Genomic DNA, 13,102 nt, shown 5'->3' on the forward strand with positions numbered 1-13,102 from the left:
CGCCGTTCTACCGCGCCGCCAACCCCATCTGCCAGAAATCCGCCTCCAGCCGCGACGCCTGGGCAAAGATCGCCACCAGCTCGGTGAAGCGCTGCTCGGTCATGCTGCGCGCCGCCAGCTCGTCCAGGTGCAGGCGCGCTGCAGCAGCCACGCCCTGATACCCCTCCCCGGCATACTCGCCAATCCACTCGCGGTACGGATGATCACCCAGCGCCGCCACCCCGTCGGGGCTCAGCGCCCGGCCGATCTCGGCGTAGCCGATCACACAGGGCGACAGCGCCACATGCAGGTCCAGCAAGTCGCCCGCCGCGCCGCAATCGAGCACGAAGCGCGTATAGGCCACGGTGGCCTGGTGCTCCGGCGCGGCCTCGATGTCAGCCTTGGACAAGCCCCAGCGCGCGCACAGGCGTACATGCAGGTCGGTCTCGTCCAGAATCGCCGCAAGCCCCGCCTGGGCGGCACGGATGTCCGAAGGCCGGCGGCTCTTGTACGCGGCCAGCGCCCAGGCCCGCGCGAACTGGATCAGGAACAGGTAATCCTGCACCAGGTAGGTACGAAACGCCGTTTCGGGCAAGCTGCCCTGGCCCATCTGGCGCACGAAGCTGTGGTCCACGTAACTGGCCCACTCGGTCGGTGCAGCAGCTTTCAAACGGTCGAAAATATCCATCGTTCACTCCCCCTGTGGGTACACGGCATCGAAAAACTCAAGCTCCAGCGCCACGGCACGCAAGAAGAAATCGGTGCTCAGCGCCTCTTCCTGGGGGCCCACACGGTCGAGTTCGGCGCCCAGGAACGCAACGAAGTCGGCGAAGGCCGGGTTGTCGTGCAAGGTGATCCACTCGGCGTGCACGAAGTTTTCCGGCAGCGGCCTGGGCGCCTTGAGCGCCCAGTCCAGGTACAGGCCCTCGGCCACGTTGAGCACCGCCAGCACCGCCGCATAGGATCGGGTGGCCGCCGCCTGGCGCATGATCGCCTTGAAGCCGGCCGTGGGCTGTGCGTCGGCCGGCGCGGTGCGTTGCGCCTCGCTCACGCCCAGTGCCTCAAAGGCGCGCAGGAAATAGGTGTTTTCATCGCTGGCGATCATGCCCGCGAAACGCGCCAGGCGCAGGCGCGCATCGAAGGTGTCGGCGGTGGCAATGGCCGCGCCGAGCAGGGTCAGGAAGCTGTCGATGAAGCGATGGTCCTGCACCAGGTAACGCACCATCACCGGGTCCGGCAGGCTGCCGTCGCACAGCTGGGTGACGAAACGGTGGCCGACGGCGGCCGACCAGGTGGGTTCGCTTTGTTTGCGCAGGTGTTCGGTGAAACGTGGGGCAGTCATGGAGCGGCCTCGCAGTGAGACCGGCAAAGAAGGCAGGCGCTAGATCCCATCCCTTCGCCGGCATGATCCGGATCAGGTTCGAAGGGTCACCGCGCTGCAGATGCCAGCGGTTTCTCAGCCCGTTGCCGGGGCTCCCCTTGGTGCGCACACTGTATACAACCGTGGGCTTGAAGTGTCCAGCCTGGCCGCTTCGCCGGCAAGGCCGGCTCCTACAGTCAGCGCAGGGCCCGTAGGAGCCGGCGTTGCCGGCGAAGCCTTCAACCCAGACGCGGCCTGAGCATGCCCCGCTCGACAATGAACCCGATCACCGCCTGCAAACCCTGCCCCGTCTTCAGGTTGCTGAACGTCCACGGCCGCTCGGGCCGCATGCGCCGGGTGTCCTTTTCCATCACCTCCAGCGACGCACCCACATAGGGCGCCAGGTCGATCTTGTTGATCACCAGAAAATCCGACTTGGTGATCCCCGGCCCGCCCTTGCGCGGGATCTTCTCGCCTTCGGCCACGTCGATCACGTAGATCGTCAGGTCGGCCAGCTCCGGGCTGAAGGTGGCACTCAGGTTGTCACCGCCACTCTCGACGAAGATCACTTCCAGGTTGCCGAACTTGCGCGCCAGATCCTCCACCGCCGCCAGGTTCATCGAGGCATCTTCACGGATCGCGGTATGCGGGCAGCCGCCGGTCTCCACGCCGACGATGCGCTCGGGTTCGAGCGCGCCGGCTTCGGTAAGGATGCGCTGGTCTTCCTTGGTGTAGATGTCGTTGGTGACCACGGCGATCTGGTAGTCATCGCGCATGGCCTTGCACAGCGCTTCGAGCAGCGCGGTCTTGCCGGAGCCGACCGGGCCGCCGACACCGACGCGCAGGGGTTGCTGGTAGCTTTGCATGGCAGTTTCCTCAGGATCGGAACAATCGGGTGTATTGGGTTTCATGGCGGGCAGAGGCAATCGCCAGCAACGGCAGGCCGCCGCCCAGGTGTTCATCAGGTACGTCCAGCGCCCACTCCAGTACCGCAGGCAGCTCCTCGCACAACTCGCGCAGCAGGGTCTGGGCTGCCTGCTGACCGAACGGCACCAGCTTGACCCCAGCCATCACCGCCCCTTCCAGCCAGGCAAAGCCATGCCCCAGGGCCAGCTCACGCAGCGGGATCTGCCAGTGCACGGCCAGCCAGGCCATGCCGCCCAGCTGGCTCAGCTCGACGCTGCTGCGCCAGGCCGGCGCCTGACACAGCTGCCAGCCATCGAGCAGGCGCGCCAGGGCCTTGCCGCGCTGGCGTTCCTCCAGGCGCAGCTCGGCGGTTTCGCGGTTGGCCAGCAGAAAGCTGCTCCAGTGGGCGAACGCATCGGCATCTTGCGCGCGGCACGCGCTGTACAGCCGTTGCAGCAGCGGCCAGTCGAGGTGGCCGAGGGTGTCGTGCAACTGCTCGCGCTGCCAGGCGCCAAAGCCGTCGGCCCCGGTCACCCAGCCCGCCTCCACCGCCCACTCCAACCCCTGGGAATAGGTGAAGCCCCCCACCGGCAGGTTGGCGCTGACCAGTTGCAGCAGGCGCAGCAACTGCAGGTTGGCGCTCATCAGCCGGCCAGCACCAGGGCGGCACCGGCCAGCAGGCCGCCGCCACAGGCCTTCTGCAGCCCAGGGTGACGGCGCAACAGGCGTCCGGCGCCATAGCCTGCCAGCAGCAACAGGCCGCTGACCGCGACAAAGCCTGCGCTGAACACCCAGAACGCGCCCGGGCTGGCTTCGACGCCGTGGGCCCAGCCGTGAAACAGCGCGAACACCGGCATGACCAGCGCCAGCAGCACCTGGCGGCTGGGCAGCAGCAGCGCCGCGGCGGCCACCAGCAGCGAGCCGATGATCATGCTCTCCATGCCGATCACGCCCCCGAACAGATGGCCCATCAGCGCGCCGCCGAACATCGCCGCCAGCGTGGCCAGCGGCAGCGCCAGGGTGCGCCCGGTCAGGGCGGCCAGCACCCCGGTGCCCAGCAGCATCAGCAGGTGGTCAAGCCCGGTGAGCGGGTGCAGCAACCCGTCCTGCAGGGGGTTGCTGTCGTGGCCGGGGTGGGCGAACGCAGGGACGGCGATCAGCAGCAAGGCAAACGCGAGGGTCTTTTTCATCGTGCAACTCCATGTCGAAATCAGTGGGCGTGGCCAGGCACGCGAACAAAGGGGTGATCGTTGTGGCTATGGCTGTGCGGCGCGCTCTGGTAGGCGCCGGCCTCGGGCTCGAACGGCGCCTGCTCCACCGTCACCTCAAGGCCGAAGCCACGCACCATGTCGTCCAGCACATGGTCGTGCTGGTACCGCACGAAATCGCGCTCGATCTGCAACGGCACATGCCGATTGCCCAGGTGATAGGCGGCGCGGGCCAGCGCCAGCGGGTCGGCGCAGCGCACCGTCGAAACCTGCTCCGGCGCCGCCAGCACGCGAATCACCTCACGCCCCTGGGCGTCGGCCAGCAGCTCGCCGCCGCGAATCAGCTGGCCGCGTTCGAGCATCAGCCCGGCCTCGCGCCCATCATCCAGGGTGATGCGCACGCGGCTCTTGATGCGCGTATCCAGGCTCAGGGTGGCAGTGGCGCCGATTTGTGCGGCCTGGTTCAGGCGTTGCGTCAACAGGATCATGCTCGCTCCTCAAAACAGAAAATAACGCTGCGCCATCGGCAGCACGCTGGCCGGTTCGCACACCAGCAGCTCGCCGTCGGCGCGTACCTCATAGGTTTGTGAATCCACTTCGATGGTGGGCATCAGCCCGTTGTGCAGCATGTCGGCCTTGCGCACCGTGCGACAGCCCCGGGCCACGCCGATCAGGCTGCGCAGGCGCAGTTCATGGTGAACGCCACGCTCCACCGCGGCCTGGGACAGGAACGTCATGCGCGTGGCGTTGCGCGCCTGGCCCAGGGCGCCGAACATCGGCCGGTAGTGCACCGGCTGCGGCGTGGGGATCGAGCCGTTGATGTCGCCCATCGGCGCCATCACGATCATCCCGCCCTTGAGCACCAGTGCAGGCTTGACCCCGAAGAACGCCGGCGACCACAGCACCAGGTCGGCCAGCTTGCCGGCCTCCAGCGAACCGACTTCATGGGCGATGCCATGGGTCAGCGCCGGGTTGATGGTGTACTTGGCGATGTAGCGCTTGACCCGGAAGTTGTCGCTGCGCGCGGTGTCAGGCGCCAACGGGCCGCGGCGCAGTTTCATCTGGTGCGCCACCTGCCAGGTGCGCAGCACCACCTCGCCCACCCGGCCCATGGCCTGGGAGTCGGACGAGGTCATCGAGAACGCGCCGATGTCGTGCAGGATGTCTTCGGCGGCAATCGTCTCGCGGCGGATGCGCGACTCGGCGAAGGCCACGTCCTCGGGGATGCTGGTGTCCAGGTGGTGGCACACCATCAGCATGTCCAGGTGCTCGTCCACGGTGTTGACGGTGTACGGCAGGGTCGGGTTGGTGGAGGACGGCAGCACGTTGGCGTAGCCCGCCGCACGGATGATGTCCGGCGCATGCCCGCCGCCCGCACCCTCGGTATGGAAGGTGTGGATGGTGCGGTCGCCGATGGCGGCCAGGGTGTCTTCGATGCAGCCGCTTTCGTTGAGGGTGTCACTGTGCAGCGCCACCTGCACGTCCATCGCCTCGGCCACGCCCAGGCAACAGTCGATGGCCGCCGGGGTCGAGCCCCAGTCTTCGTGCAGCTTGAGCCCCACCGCCCCGGCCTCGATCTGCTCGCGCAGGGCCTGGGGTTGCGAGGCATTGCCCTTGCCCAGCAGGCCGATGTTGATCGGCAGTTCGTCGGCGGCCTGGAGCATGCGCGCCAGGTACCAGGTGCCCGAAGTACAGGTGGTGGCATTGGTGCCGGTGGCCGGCCCGGTGCCGCCGCCGATGAAGGTGGTGATGCCCGACACCAGCGCCTCGTCGACCTGCTGCGGGCAGATGAAATGAATGTGCGAGTCGATGCCACCGGCGGTGACGATCTTGCCCTCGGCGGCGATCACCTCGGTGCCCGGCCCCACCGCCAGGGTCACGCCGGGCTGCACGTCGGGGTTGCCGGCCTTGCCGATGCCGAAGATGCGCCCGTTCTTCACGCCGATATCGGCCTTGACGATGCCCCAGTGGTCGATGATCAGGGCGTTGGTCAGCACCAGGTCCATGGCCTCGGCGGCCAGCATCTGGCCCTGGCCCATGCCGTCGCGGATCACCTTGCCGCCGCCGAACTTGACCTCTTCACCGTAGACCGTGAAGTCCTGCTCGACCTCCACCCACAGCTCGGTGTCGGCCAGGCGCACGCGGTCGCCCACGGTGGGGCCGAACATGTCGGCATAGGCACGCCGGGAAATACGGCTCATGCCACGGCCTCCAGCTTGCCCATCACCCGGCCCTGGAAACCGTACACCTCGCGCTTGCCGGCATAGGCCACCAGGTTGACGGTGCGCGCCTGGCCCGGTTCGAAGCGCACGGCAGTGCCGGCGGCGATGTCCAGGCGAAAGCCGCGGGTGGCCTCGCGCTCGAACACCAGAAAGGCGTTGACCTCGTAGAAGTGATAGTGCGAGCCGACCTGGATCGGCCGGTCGCCATGGTTGGCCACGCTGACACTGATCGTGGCGCGACCGGCGTTGAGTTCGATGTCGCCGTCGGCGACCTGGATTTCTCCGGGAATCATGGGCTGCTCCTGGGCAGGTCAGACGATAGGGTCGTGGACGGTGACCAGCTTGGTCCCGTCGGGAAAGGTCGCTTCCACCTGCACGTCGTGGATCATCTCGCTGACACCTTCCATCACCTGGTCACGCCCGAGCACTTCGCGGCCCAGGCTCATCAGCTCGGCCACCGTGCGCCCGTCGCGGGCACCTTCCATCACGCTGGCACTGATCAGCGCCACCGCCTCGGGGTAGTTGAGCTTCAGCCCACGGGCCAGGCGGCGCTCGGCGAGCAACGCGGCGGTGAACAGCAGCAGTTTGTCTTTCTCTCTCGGGGTCAGCTCCATGGTGCGGTCTCTCAAGTGGCCCAGATGCGCGGCGGGCATGGCGGCAAGCCGACGACGGTCGGTCGCAGGGCGCGCCACAGCCGCTGCAGGGTGGATTGCAGGCGTTGGTTGTCGTGGTCGAGCAGGCGCACCACCAGCAGCTGGCCAAGCAGCGTGGCGCCGGCGGGCACCGGCAGCGGGTGGATCAGTTCGCGCACCTGTTCAAGCAGTTGCTCGTTGGCCGGGGCGGCGCAGAAGGTGGCCAGCAGCGGGTGGCCGCCCAGCTTGTGCAGGTGCCCACCCTGCAGGCGCAGGCGCTCGTGCAGGCCGGGGTCGTCGGGCATGTCCACCTGCAGCCGGCTGTCCAAGGCGCCATGGCTGAAGGCCTCGCCCATTACCGGGCGGCCCAGGCACAGGGTTTCCCAGGCCAGCAGGCGCGCGCCGGGGGCCAGGCTGAAATGGCTGTGCAGCGATACCCGCGCGCCGGGGAAGCAGATGCTGTCCTGGGGCAGCCACTCCAGGGTGCTGCCCTCGGCCAGGTGAAAGCGCTGGCGCAGCACCGAGGTGGGCCCGGCGCTGCGGTAGAACTTGGTGGCACCGGGCATGGTCAGCAGCGCATGGCTGCCCGGCTCCAGGTGCAGGTTCAGGGCCAGGCGATCCCCCCCCACCACCCCGCCCGGGGGGTGCAGCACATACACATGGCAGGGGTCGCCTTCGGGGTAGAACGGGCGCTGCACCAGAAGTGGGCCGAAATGCTGGCGTGCACCAATTCGGGTCCGCCCCTGACCTGCGACGAAGCGCAGGTTCAGTTCGGCGTTCCAGCCGGCCGGATCAACCGGCGCGGGGATAAATCGTTGAGCTAGCGTCATGCACGGCGGCCCTGGGCAATGGAGTGGCGACACGGCAAGGCCGGTGTCTGACCAATCGATCAGCTATCGATGCCTGGGGCAATGCAGGTTGCGAGCCAATGTTGTGCATTGGCGTGGTCACGGCGTAGGAAACGCCCTGCGATGGTTACTGCTGGCCAAACAGGTCATGGGCGTCGAGCAGCCGGTAGGCGATCTCGGGACGTCTTTCGAGGGCGCGGCGGATGGCCGCCGGTATGCTCTGGCGGGTCTTGCGGCACAACCCTGGCGGGCCTTCGACCTCGATACGGATACCGCGCATGGTGCGCACTTCATTGGGGCCGGGGGCGATGTGCACCTGGATGCCGAGCTGATCGAACAGGCGGCGCTGCAGGTGTTCGAGGTCGGGCAGGCTCTGCAGGTTTTCCAGGCGTTGGAGCAGGCGGTTTTCTTCCTGGCGGGTCAGGCGCAGAATGCGCAGGTCGGCGCCCGGCGTTTCGAGCAGGCGTTCGCGCTCGCAGATGCAGGCACCGGGTGGGCAGGGTTGGCGCAGCGGTATGATGGGCTCCATGAGGCCCAAGCATAGTCACCGGCCCCTGCGCCGGCAACGCCGGCTCCTGCCCGGTTTGCGTCGCCTGCAGGCGCCGGCGTTGCCGGCGAAGGCGTCACTGGAGATCCTTGCATGAAACAACCCGAACTCGACCTGTTCGGCCCACCCGCCCTCGGCGCCCCCGAATGGATCGGCAAGCAGACGCTGCTGCTGCCAGGCTTTGCCCTGGACCTCGTCGAGCCCCTGCTGCCGGCCCTGCGCACGGTGCTGCGCGCCGCACCGTTTCGCAACCAGCTCACCCCCGGCGGGCGCACCATCGAAGTGGCGGTCACCAATTGCGGGCCGCTGGGCTGGGTCAGCGACCGCCTGGGCTACCGCTACAGCCCCTTCGACCCGCTCACCGGCAAGCCCTGGCCTGCCCTGCCCACGCTGCTCGCCGAGCTGGCCGCTGCCGCCGCAGAGGCAGCCGGCTTCGCCCATTTCAGGCCCGACGCCTGCCTGATCAACCACTACCAGCCCGGCAACCGCCTGACCCTGCACCAGGACCGCAACGAACGCGACTTCAGCCAGCCCATCGTGTCGATCTCGCTGGGCCTGCCGGCGGTGTTCCTGTTCGGCGGGCACACCCGCAGCGAGCCCACCCGCAAGGTCGGCCTGCAGCACGGCGACGTGATGGTCTGGGGCGGCGAGGATCGCCTGCGCTTTCACGGGGTCAACCCGCTCAAGGACGGCGAGCACCCACTGCTGGGCGCCCGCCGCATCAACCTGACCCTGCGCAAGGCCGGTCAACCCGATTGAACTCCCGCCGGTCTGCGCCTCTCCCACTTCATAGGGTTTGTATGAACGATGGAGCACGGCAATGGCCAAGCCACTGCAGGAATACCAGCGCAAGCGCAACTTCGACGCCACCCCGGAGCCGGCCGGCAAGGCCCGCCGCGGTGCGCGCGCGCAGGCATTGCAGTTCTGCATCCAGAAGCACGACGCCAGCCACCTGCATTACGACTTTCGCCTGGAGCTGAACGGCACCCTCAAGAGCTGGGCCATCCCCAAGGGCCCGTCACTGGACCCGAAGGTCAAGCGCCTGGCCGTCCACGTCGAAGACCACCCGCTGGACTACGCCAGCTTCGAGGGCAGCATCCCCGCAGGCCATTACGGTGCGGGCGAAGTGATCGTGTGGGACCGCGGCGTGTGGCTGCCCGAGGGCGACCCGGCCCAGGGCTATGCCAGCGGCAAGCTGCGCTTTCGCCTGCAGGGCGAAAAGCTGAACGGCACCTGGCATCTGTTTCGCACCCGCCTTGGCGGCAAGAAGGAACAGTGGATGCTGGTCAAGTCCGACGACGAGGCTGCCCGCGCCGAGGCCGACTACGACGTGCTGCAGGCCCAACCCGACAGCGTGCTCAGCGAGCGCAGCCTGATCCCGCGCACCAAGGGCAAGGGCAAAGACAAGGACAAGCCCAAGGCCGCACCCCCGCCTCGCCGCCCAGCCAGGGCCGGCACACTGAGTGCGGCCAGGAAGGCCACCCTGCCCGCCGCCCTCACGCCGCAACTGGCCACCCTGGTGGAAACCCCGCCACAAGGCGACTGGCGCTACGAGGTCAAGTTCGACGGGTACCGCATCCTGGCGCGCATCGACGGCGACGACGTGCGCCTGTTCACCCGCAACGGCCACGACTGGACCGCGCGCATGCCGCTGCAGGCCAAGGCCCTGGCCAGCCTGGGGCTGAGCTCGGCCTGGCTCGATGGCGAAGTGGTGGTGGCCAACGCCGAGGGTATCGCCGACTTCCAGGCCCTGCAGAACGCCTTCGACAGCGACACCGATGCCAACATCGTCTACTACCTGTTCGACCTGCCCTACCTCAATGGCATGGACCTGCGCCAATGCCCGTTGCAGGAGCGGCGCGCCGCCCTGGCGGCCGTGCTTGAACCGGCCGACGAACAACGCCTGCGTTTGAGTGCCGATTTCGACGAAGCCCCCGAGTCCCTGCTGGCCAGCGCCTGCCAGATGCAGATGGAGGGCCTGATCGGCAAACGTGCCGACAGCCTCTATGTATCGCGGCGCAGTCACGACTGGATCAAGCTCAAGTGCAAGCAGCGCCAGGAATTCGTGATCGTCGGCTTCACCGAACCCAAGGGCAGCCGCGCCGCGTTCGGCGCCCTGCTGCTGGGGGTGCACGACGCCGACAACGGCCAGCTGCGCTACGCCGGCAAGGTCGGCACCGGCTTCAGTACCGCCACCCTGCAGAGCCTGCTCCAGCGCCTCACCCCGCTCGAGGTGAAAAAGCCCGCGGTCGCCAACCCACCCACCGGCGCCGAAGCCCGCGGCGTGCACTGGCTCAGGCCACAGCTGCTGGCCGAGGTGGCCTACGCCCAGATGACCCGCGAAGGGGTGGTACGCCATTCGGTGTTCCATGGCCTGCGCGAAGACAAGCCGGCCCGCGCCATCGGCCTGGAGAAACCCGTGAAAGCGCCTACCCGCAAAGCCTCCGACAACACCCTGCGCATCACCCACCCCGACCGGGTGATCGATGCCAGCAGCGGCACCGACAAACGCCAGGTGGCCGAGTACTACGCCCAGGTCGCCGAATGGATCCTGCCGCACCTCAAGCGTCGCCCCGTGGCGCTGGTGCGCGCACCGGAGGGCCTGAGCGGCGAGCTGTTCTTCCAGAAGAACGCCGCCCAGTTGAACATCCCGGGCCTGGAGAGTCACGACAAGGCCGAGGCCGGCCAGGCAGTGATGATCATCGACCGCGCCGACACCCTGCTGGGCGCGGTACAGATGAACACCCTGGAACTGCACACCTGGAACGCCACCGCCAGGGACTTCGACAAACCCGACCGTTTCGTGCTCGACCTCGACCCCGACCCGGCATTGCCCTGGAAGGCCATGGTCGAAGCGACCCAGCTGACCCTGGCACTGCTCGACGAACTGGGCCTGCAGGCGTTTCTGAAAACCAGTGGCGGCAAGGGCATGCACGTGGTGGTGCCGCTGACCCGGCGTGCCGGCTGGGACGAAGTCAAGGCGTTCAGCCATGCCATCGTCACCCACATGGCCGGGTTGTTCCCCGACCGGCTGTCCGCCGTTTCGGGGCCTAAGAACCGCGTGGGGCGCATCTTCATCGACTACCTGCGCAACGCCCGTGGCGCCACTACCGTGTGTGCCTATTCGCTGCGCGCCCGCGAAGGGCTGCCGGTGTCGGTACCGATCCGCCGCGAAGAGCTCACCGAACTCAAGGGCGCCAACCAGTGGAACCTGCACAACCTGGGCGAGCGCCTGGCCAATGGCGACGACCCCTGGGCCGACTACGACAAGACCCGCCAGTCGCTCACCGTGGCGCTGCGCAAGCGCATGGGCGTGGCATGAAGGGCCTGGACTGGATCGACCTGCTGCAGTGGCCGGCCATGCTGCTCACCCTGGTGGCAGCCTGGTGGATCGGCTCGCGTCAGCCGCGTCGGCGGCGCATCGGCTTCTGCTGCTTCATGGCCAGCAACCTGCTGTGGGTGGTGTGGGGCTGGCAGACCGAGGCCTGGGCATTGATCGTGCTGCAGTTCTGCCTGTGCGCCATGAACCTGCGCGGCCTTAAAAAGAATACCTCGACCCACGCTGCGTGCCCCAAGGAGTCCGCCTCATGAGCATTGTTCAAACCTTCGACCTGGGCCGCCTGGACACCCTGCTGCGCCAGTTCGCCGAGCGCCCGCAACCGCTGAACCTGGACAGCCAGCTGCTCGAACTGATGCAGGCCCTGCAGGCGGCCGGCCTGGAACGCCTGCCGTTGCCCGGCCAGGGCCAGACGCTGCAGCGCTGGCAGACCCTGGCGCGGGTGGCCGGCGCCGACCTGGCCCTGGCCAAGCTGTATGAAGGGCATACCGATGCCCTGGCGATACTCGCCGAATGCGCCGGGGCGCACCTGGCCGGCAACGGGATCTGGGGCGTATGGGCGGCCGAGCCGCCCAGCGCACGGGTGCGCATCGTGGCTCGCGACAACCAGCGGGTGTACCTGCAGGGGCGCAAGGCCTGGTGCTCCGGCGCGCTGCAGATCGACCACGGCCTGCTCACCGCCTGGGACGAAGACGAACAGCCGCAACTGGTGGCGCTGGACCTTGCCGAGACGGGTCTGCACCGGGTGGCAGACGGCTGGCAGGCGGTGGGCATGGGCATTACCGCCAGCGTCGAGCTGGAACTGGAACACACCCCGGCGCACCTGGTGGGTGGCCCTGGCCAGTACCTCAGTCGCCCCGGCTTCTGGCACGGCGGCGCCGGCATCGCCGCCTGCTGGTACGGCGCCGCCGAGGCCCTGGCCGACTACCTGCGCGAACACTGTCGCCAGCCACGCCCCGACCCCCACGCCGACGCCCACCTGGGCGCGGTGGACGCTGCCCTGTGCGGCGCCGCTGCAGCCCTGCGCGAGTGCGCCGCACAGATCGACGCACAGCCCCAGGCCGATACCCAGTTCGCCGTACGCCGGGTGCGCGCCCAGGTCGAATACGCCGCCACCCTGGTGCTGACCCACGTGGGCCGCGCCCTGGGTGCCACCCCGTTCTGCCGCAACAGCCACTTCGCCCGGCTCAGCGCCGACCTGCCGGTGTTCCTGCGCCAGAGCCACGCCGAGCGCGACCTGGCCGAACTGGGCCGGCAACTGGCCGGGCGTGAAGCCGGCGGGTGGCAGCTATGAGCGTCGACAACCCGATCAAGGCAGCCGGCAGCGGCACGCCATTGTCGCTGTGGCAGGCGTCCAGCGCCCTGGCCCAGGTCGCCACGGTGCAGGCCGATGAGCTGCTGCCCCCCGGTGCGCGCCTGGTGGTGGTGGCGCCCCACCCGGATGACGAGGTGCTCGGTTGCGGTGGCCTGCTGTCGACCTTCTGCGGCCGTGAGCAGGCGCTGCTGCTGGTGTCGGTGACCGATGGCGAAGGCAGCCACCCCGGCTCGCTCGCCTGGCCAGGCGAGCGCCTGCGCGTGCAGCGCCCCCTGGAAAGCCGCGCAGCCCTGGCCGCGCTGGGGCTGGACGTCGACCGGGTGGCCTGGCAGCGCCTGCACCTGGCCGACAGTGGCGTGGCCGCGCACGAAGCGCAGCTGGCCCATGCGCTGGTGCGTTGCCTGCGCCCCGACGACCGGGTGCTGAGCACCTGGCGCCTGGACGGCCACTGCGACCACGAGGCCGTGGGCCGTGCCAGCGCACAGGCGGCGCAGACCGTGGGCGCGCAACTGATCGAGGTGCCGATCTGGGCCTGGCACTGGGCCCGGCCGGACGACCCGCGCCTGCCGTGGCGCCGTGCGCGCAAGCTGGCGCTCAGCCCGCAGCAACTTGCGCGCAAACGCGCCGCCATCGCCGCGCATGCCAGCCAGCTCCATGCCGATGGCGAGCAGCCACCGGTGTTGAGCCAGACCACCCTGCAACGCCTTCTGCAACCTTTCGAACTGCTGTTTCTATGACGGGTGTTTCC

16 protein-coding genes and 1 riboswitch are annotated in these 13,102 nt (G+C 68.4%); of the genes, 5 read left to right on the forward strand and 11 right to left on the reverse strand.

All coding sequences use genetic code 11. The features are described from left to right. Positions 1-7: 7 nt before the first annotated feature. The 11 genes from CR917_RS13960 to CR917_RS14010 all read right to left on the reverse strand — a co-directional run bounded on the left by CR917_RS13960 (position 8) and on the right by CR917_RS14010 (position 7,684). Entirely contained in the window at positions 8-667 is a 660-nt protein-coding gene (locus CR917_RS13960) for a TenA family protein (RefSeq protein WP_043860584.1), read from the reverse strand. 3 nt (positions 668-670) lie between these two features. After that, on the reverse strand, positions 671-1,321 hold the full coding sequence (locus CR917_RS13965) for a TenA family protein (protein ID WP_104572492.1): 651 nt from the start codon (positions 1,319-1,321) through the stop codon (positions 671-673). Between the two features lie 32 nt (positions 1,322-1,353). Further along, a riboswitch (TPP riboswitch) is annotated at positions 1,354-1,469 on the reverse strand. 109 nt (positions 1,470-1,578) lie between these two features. Beyond that, the gene (gene ureG, locus CR917_RS13970) at positions 1,579-2,205 is read right to left on the reverse strand and encodes an urease accessory protein UreG (protein WP_058540236.1); all 627 of its coding nucleotides are present in this window, start codon (positions 2,203-2,205) and stop codon (positions 1,579-1,581) included. Between the two features lie 10 nt (positions 2,206-2,215). After that, positions 2,216-2,890 carry an urease accessory protein UreF gene (locus CR917_RS13975; RefSeq protein WP_054914445.1) on the reverse strand — a complete coding sequence of 225 codons (675 nt, stop codon included), beginning with the start codon at positions 2,888-2,890 and terminating at the stop codon, positions 2,216-2,218. Further along, complete coding sequence (locus CR917_RS13980) at positions 2,890-3,435, reverse strand: HupE/UreJ family protein (RefSeq protein WP_058540237.1); 546 nt, start codon at positions 3,433-3,435, stop codon at positions 2,890-2,892. The genes CR917_RS13975 and CR917_RS13980 overlap by 1 nt, the downstream gene beginning before the upstream one ends. Before the next feature lie 20 nt (positions 3,436-3,455). Next, positions 3,456-3,941 carry an urease accessory protein UreE gene (gene ureE, locus CR917_RS13985; RefSeq protein WP_104572493.1) on the reverse strand — a complete coding sequence of 162 codons (486 nt, stop codon included), beginning with the start codon at positions 3,939-3,941 and terminating at the stop codon, positions 3,456-3,458. Positions 3,942-3,950: 9 nt separating this feature from the next. Continuing rightward, positions 3,951-5,654 carry an urease subunit alpha gene (gene ureC / locus CR917_RS13990; RefSeq protein WP_043859639.1) on the reverse strand — a complete coding sequence of 568 codons (1,704 nt, stop codon included), beginning with the start codon at positions 5,652-5,654 and terminating at the stop codon, positions 3,951-3,953. Next, entirely contained in the window at positions 5,651-5,968 is a 318-nt protein-coding gene (locus CR917_RS13995) for an urease subunit beta (protein WP_054914443.1), read from the reverse strand. The genes ureC and CR917_RS13995 overlap by 4 nt, the downstream gene beginning before the upstream one ends. An 18-nt stretch (positions 5,969-5,986) precedes the next feature. Continuing rightward, positions 5,987-6,289 (reverse strand): urease subunit gamma, encoded by a 303-nt coding sequence (locus CR917_RS14000; protein WP_043859641.1) that lies wholly within the window; start codon positions 6,287-6,289, stop codon positions 5,987-5,989. A gap of 11 nt (positions 6,290-6,300) precedes the next feature. After that, a complete protein-coding gene (locus CR917_RS14005; RefSeq protein ID WP_104572494.1) occupies positions 6,301-7,137 on the reverse strand; it encodes an urease accessory protein UreD in 837 nt (278 codons plus the stop codon). Positions 7,138-7,282: 145 nt separating this feature from the next. After that, positions 7,283-7,684 (reverse strand): hypothetical protein, encoded by a 402-nt coding sequence (locus CR917_RS14010; protein WP_043859643.1) that lies wholly within the window; start codon positions 7,682-7,684, stop codon positions 7,283-7,285. A 111-nt stretch (positions 7,685-7,795) separates the two neighbouring features. Here CR917_RS14010 and alkB point away from each other — a divergent pair, with 111 nt between their 5' ends. The 5 genes from alkB to CR917_RS14035 all read left to right on the forward strand — a co-directional run bounded on the left by alkB (position 7,796) and on the right by CR917_RS14035 (position 13,091). Continuing rightward, complete coding sequence (alkB, locus tag CR917_RS14015; protein WP_054914441.1) at positions 7,796-8,461, forward strand: DNA oxidative demethylase AlkB; 666 nt, start codon at positions 7,796-7,798, stop codon at positions 8,459-8,461. A 61-nt stretch (positions 8,462-8,522) separates the two neighbouring features. Continuing rightward, a complete protein-coding gene (gene ligD, locus CR917_RS14020) occupies positions 8,523-11,024 on the forward strand; it encodes a DNA ligase D (RefSeq protein ID WP_104572495.1) in 2,502 nt (833 codons plus the stop codon). Beyond that, positions 11,021-11,293: a hypothetical protein gene (locus tag CR917_RS14025; RefSeq protein WP_078481216.1), complete on the forward strand. Its 273-nt coding sequence runs from the start codon at positions 11,021-11,023 to the stop codon at positions 11,291-11,293. The genes ligD and CR917_RS14025 overlap by 4 nt, the downstream gene beginning before the upstream one ends. After that, positions 11,290-12,333 (forward strand): acyl-CoA dehydrogenase, encoded by a 1,044-nt coding sequence (locus tag CR917_RS14030; RefSeq protein WP_104572496.1) that lies wholly within the window; start codon positions 11,290-11,292, stop codon positions 12,331-12,333. Before CR917_RS14025 ends, CR917_RS14030 begins: the two co-directional genes overlap by 4 nt. Then, positions 12,330-13,091, forward strand: a complete 762-nt coding sequence (locus CR917_RS14035) for a PIG-L deacetylase family protein (RefSeq protein ID WP_088515078.1) — start codon at positions 12,330-12,332, stop codon at positions 13,089-13,091. Before CR917_RS14030 ends, CR917_RS14035 begins: the two co-directional genes overlap by 4 nt. The last annotated feature ends 11 nt before the right edge of the window (positions 13,092-13,102 follow it).

The sequence above is a fragment of the Pseudomonas sp. BRM28 genome (assembly GCF_002939405.1).
GTDB classification, from domain to species: Bacteria; Pseudomonadota; Gammaproteobacteria; order Pseudomonadales; family Pseudomonadaceae; genus Aquipseudomonas; species Aquipseudomonas palmensis.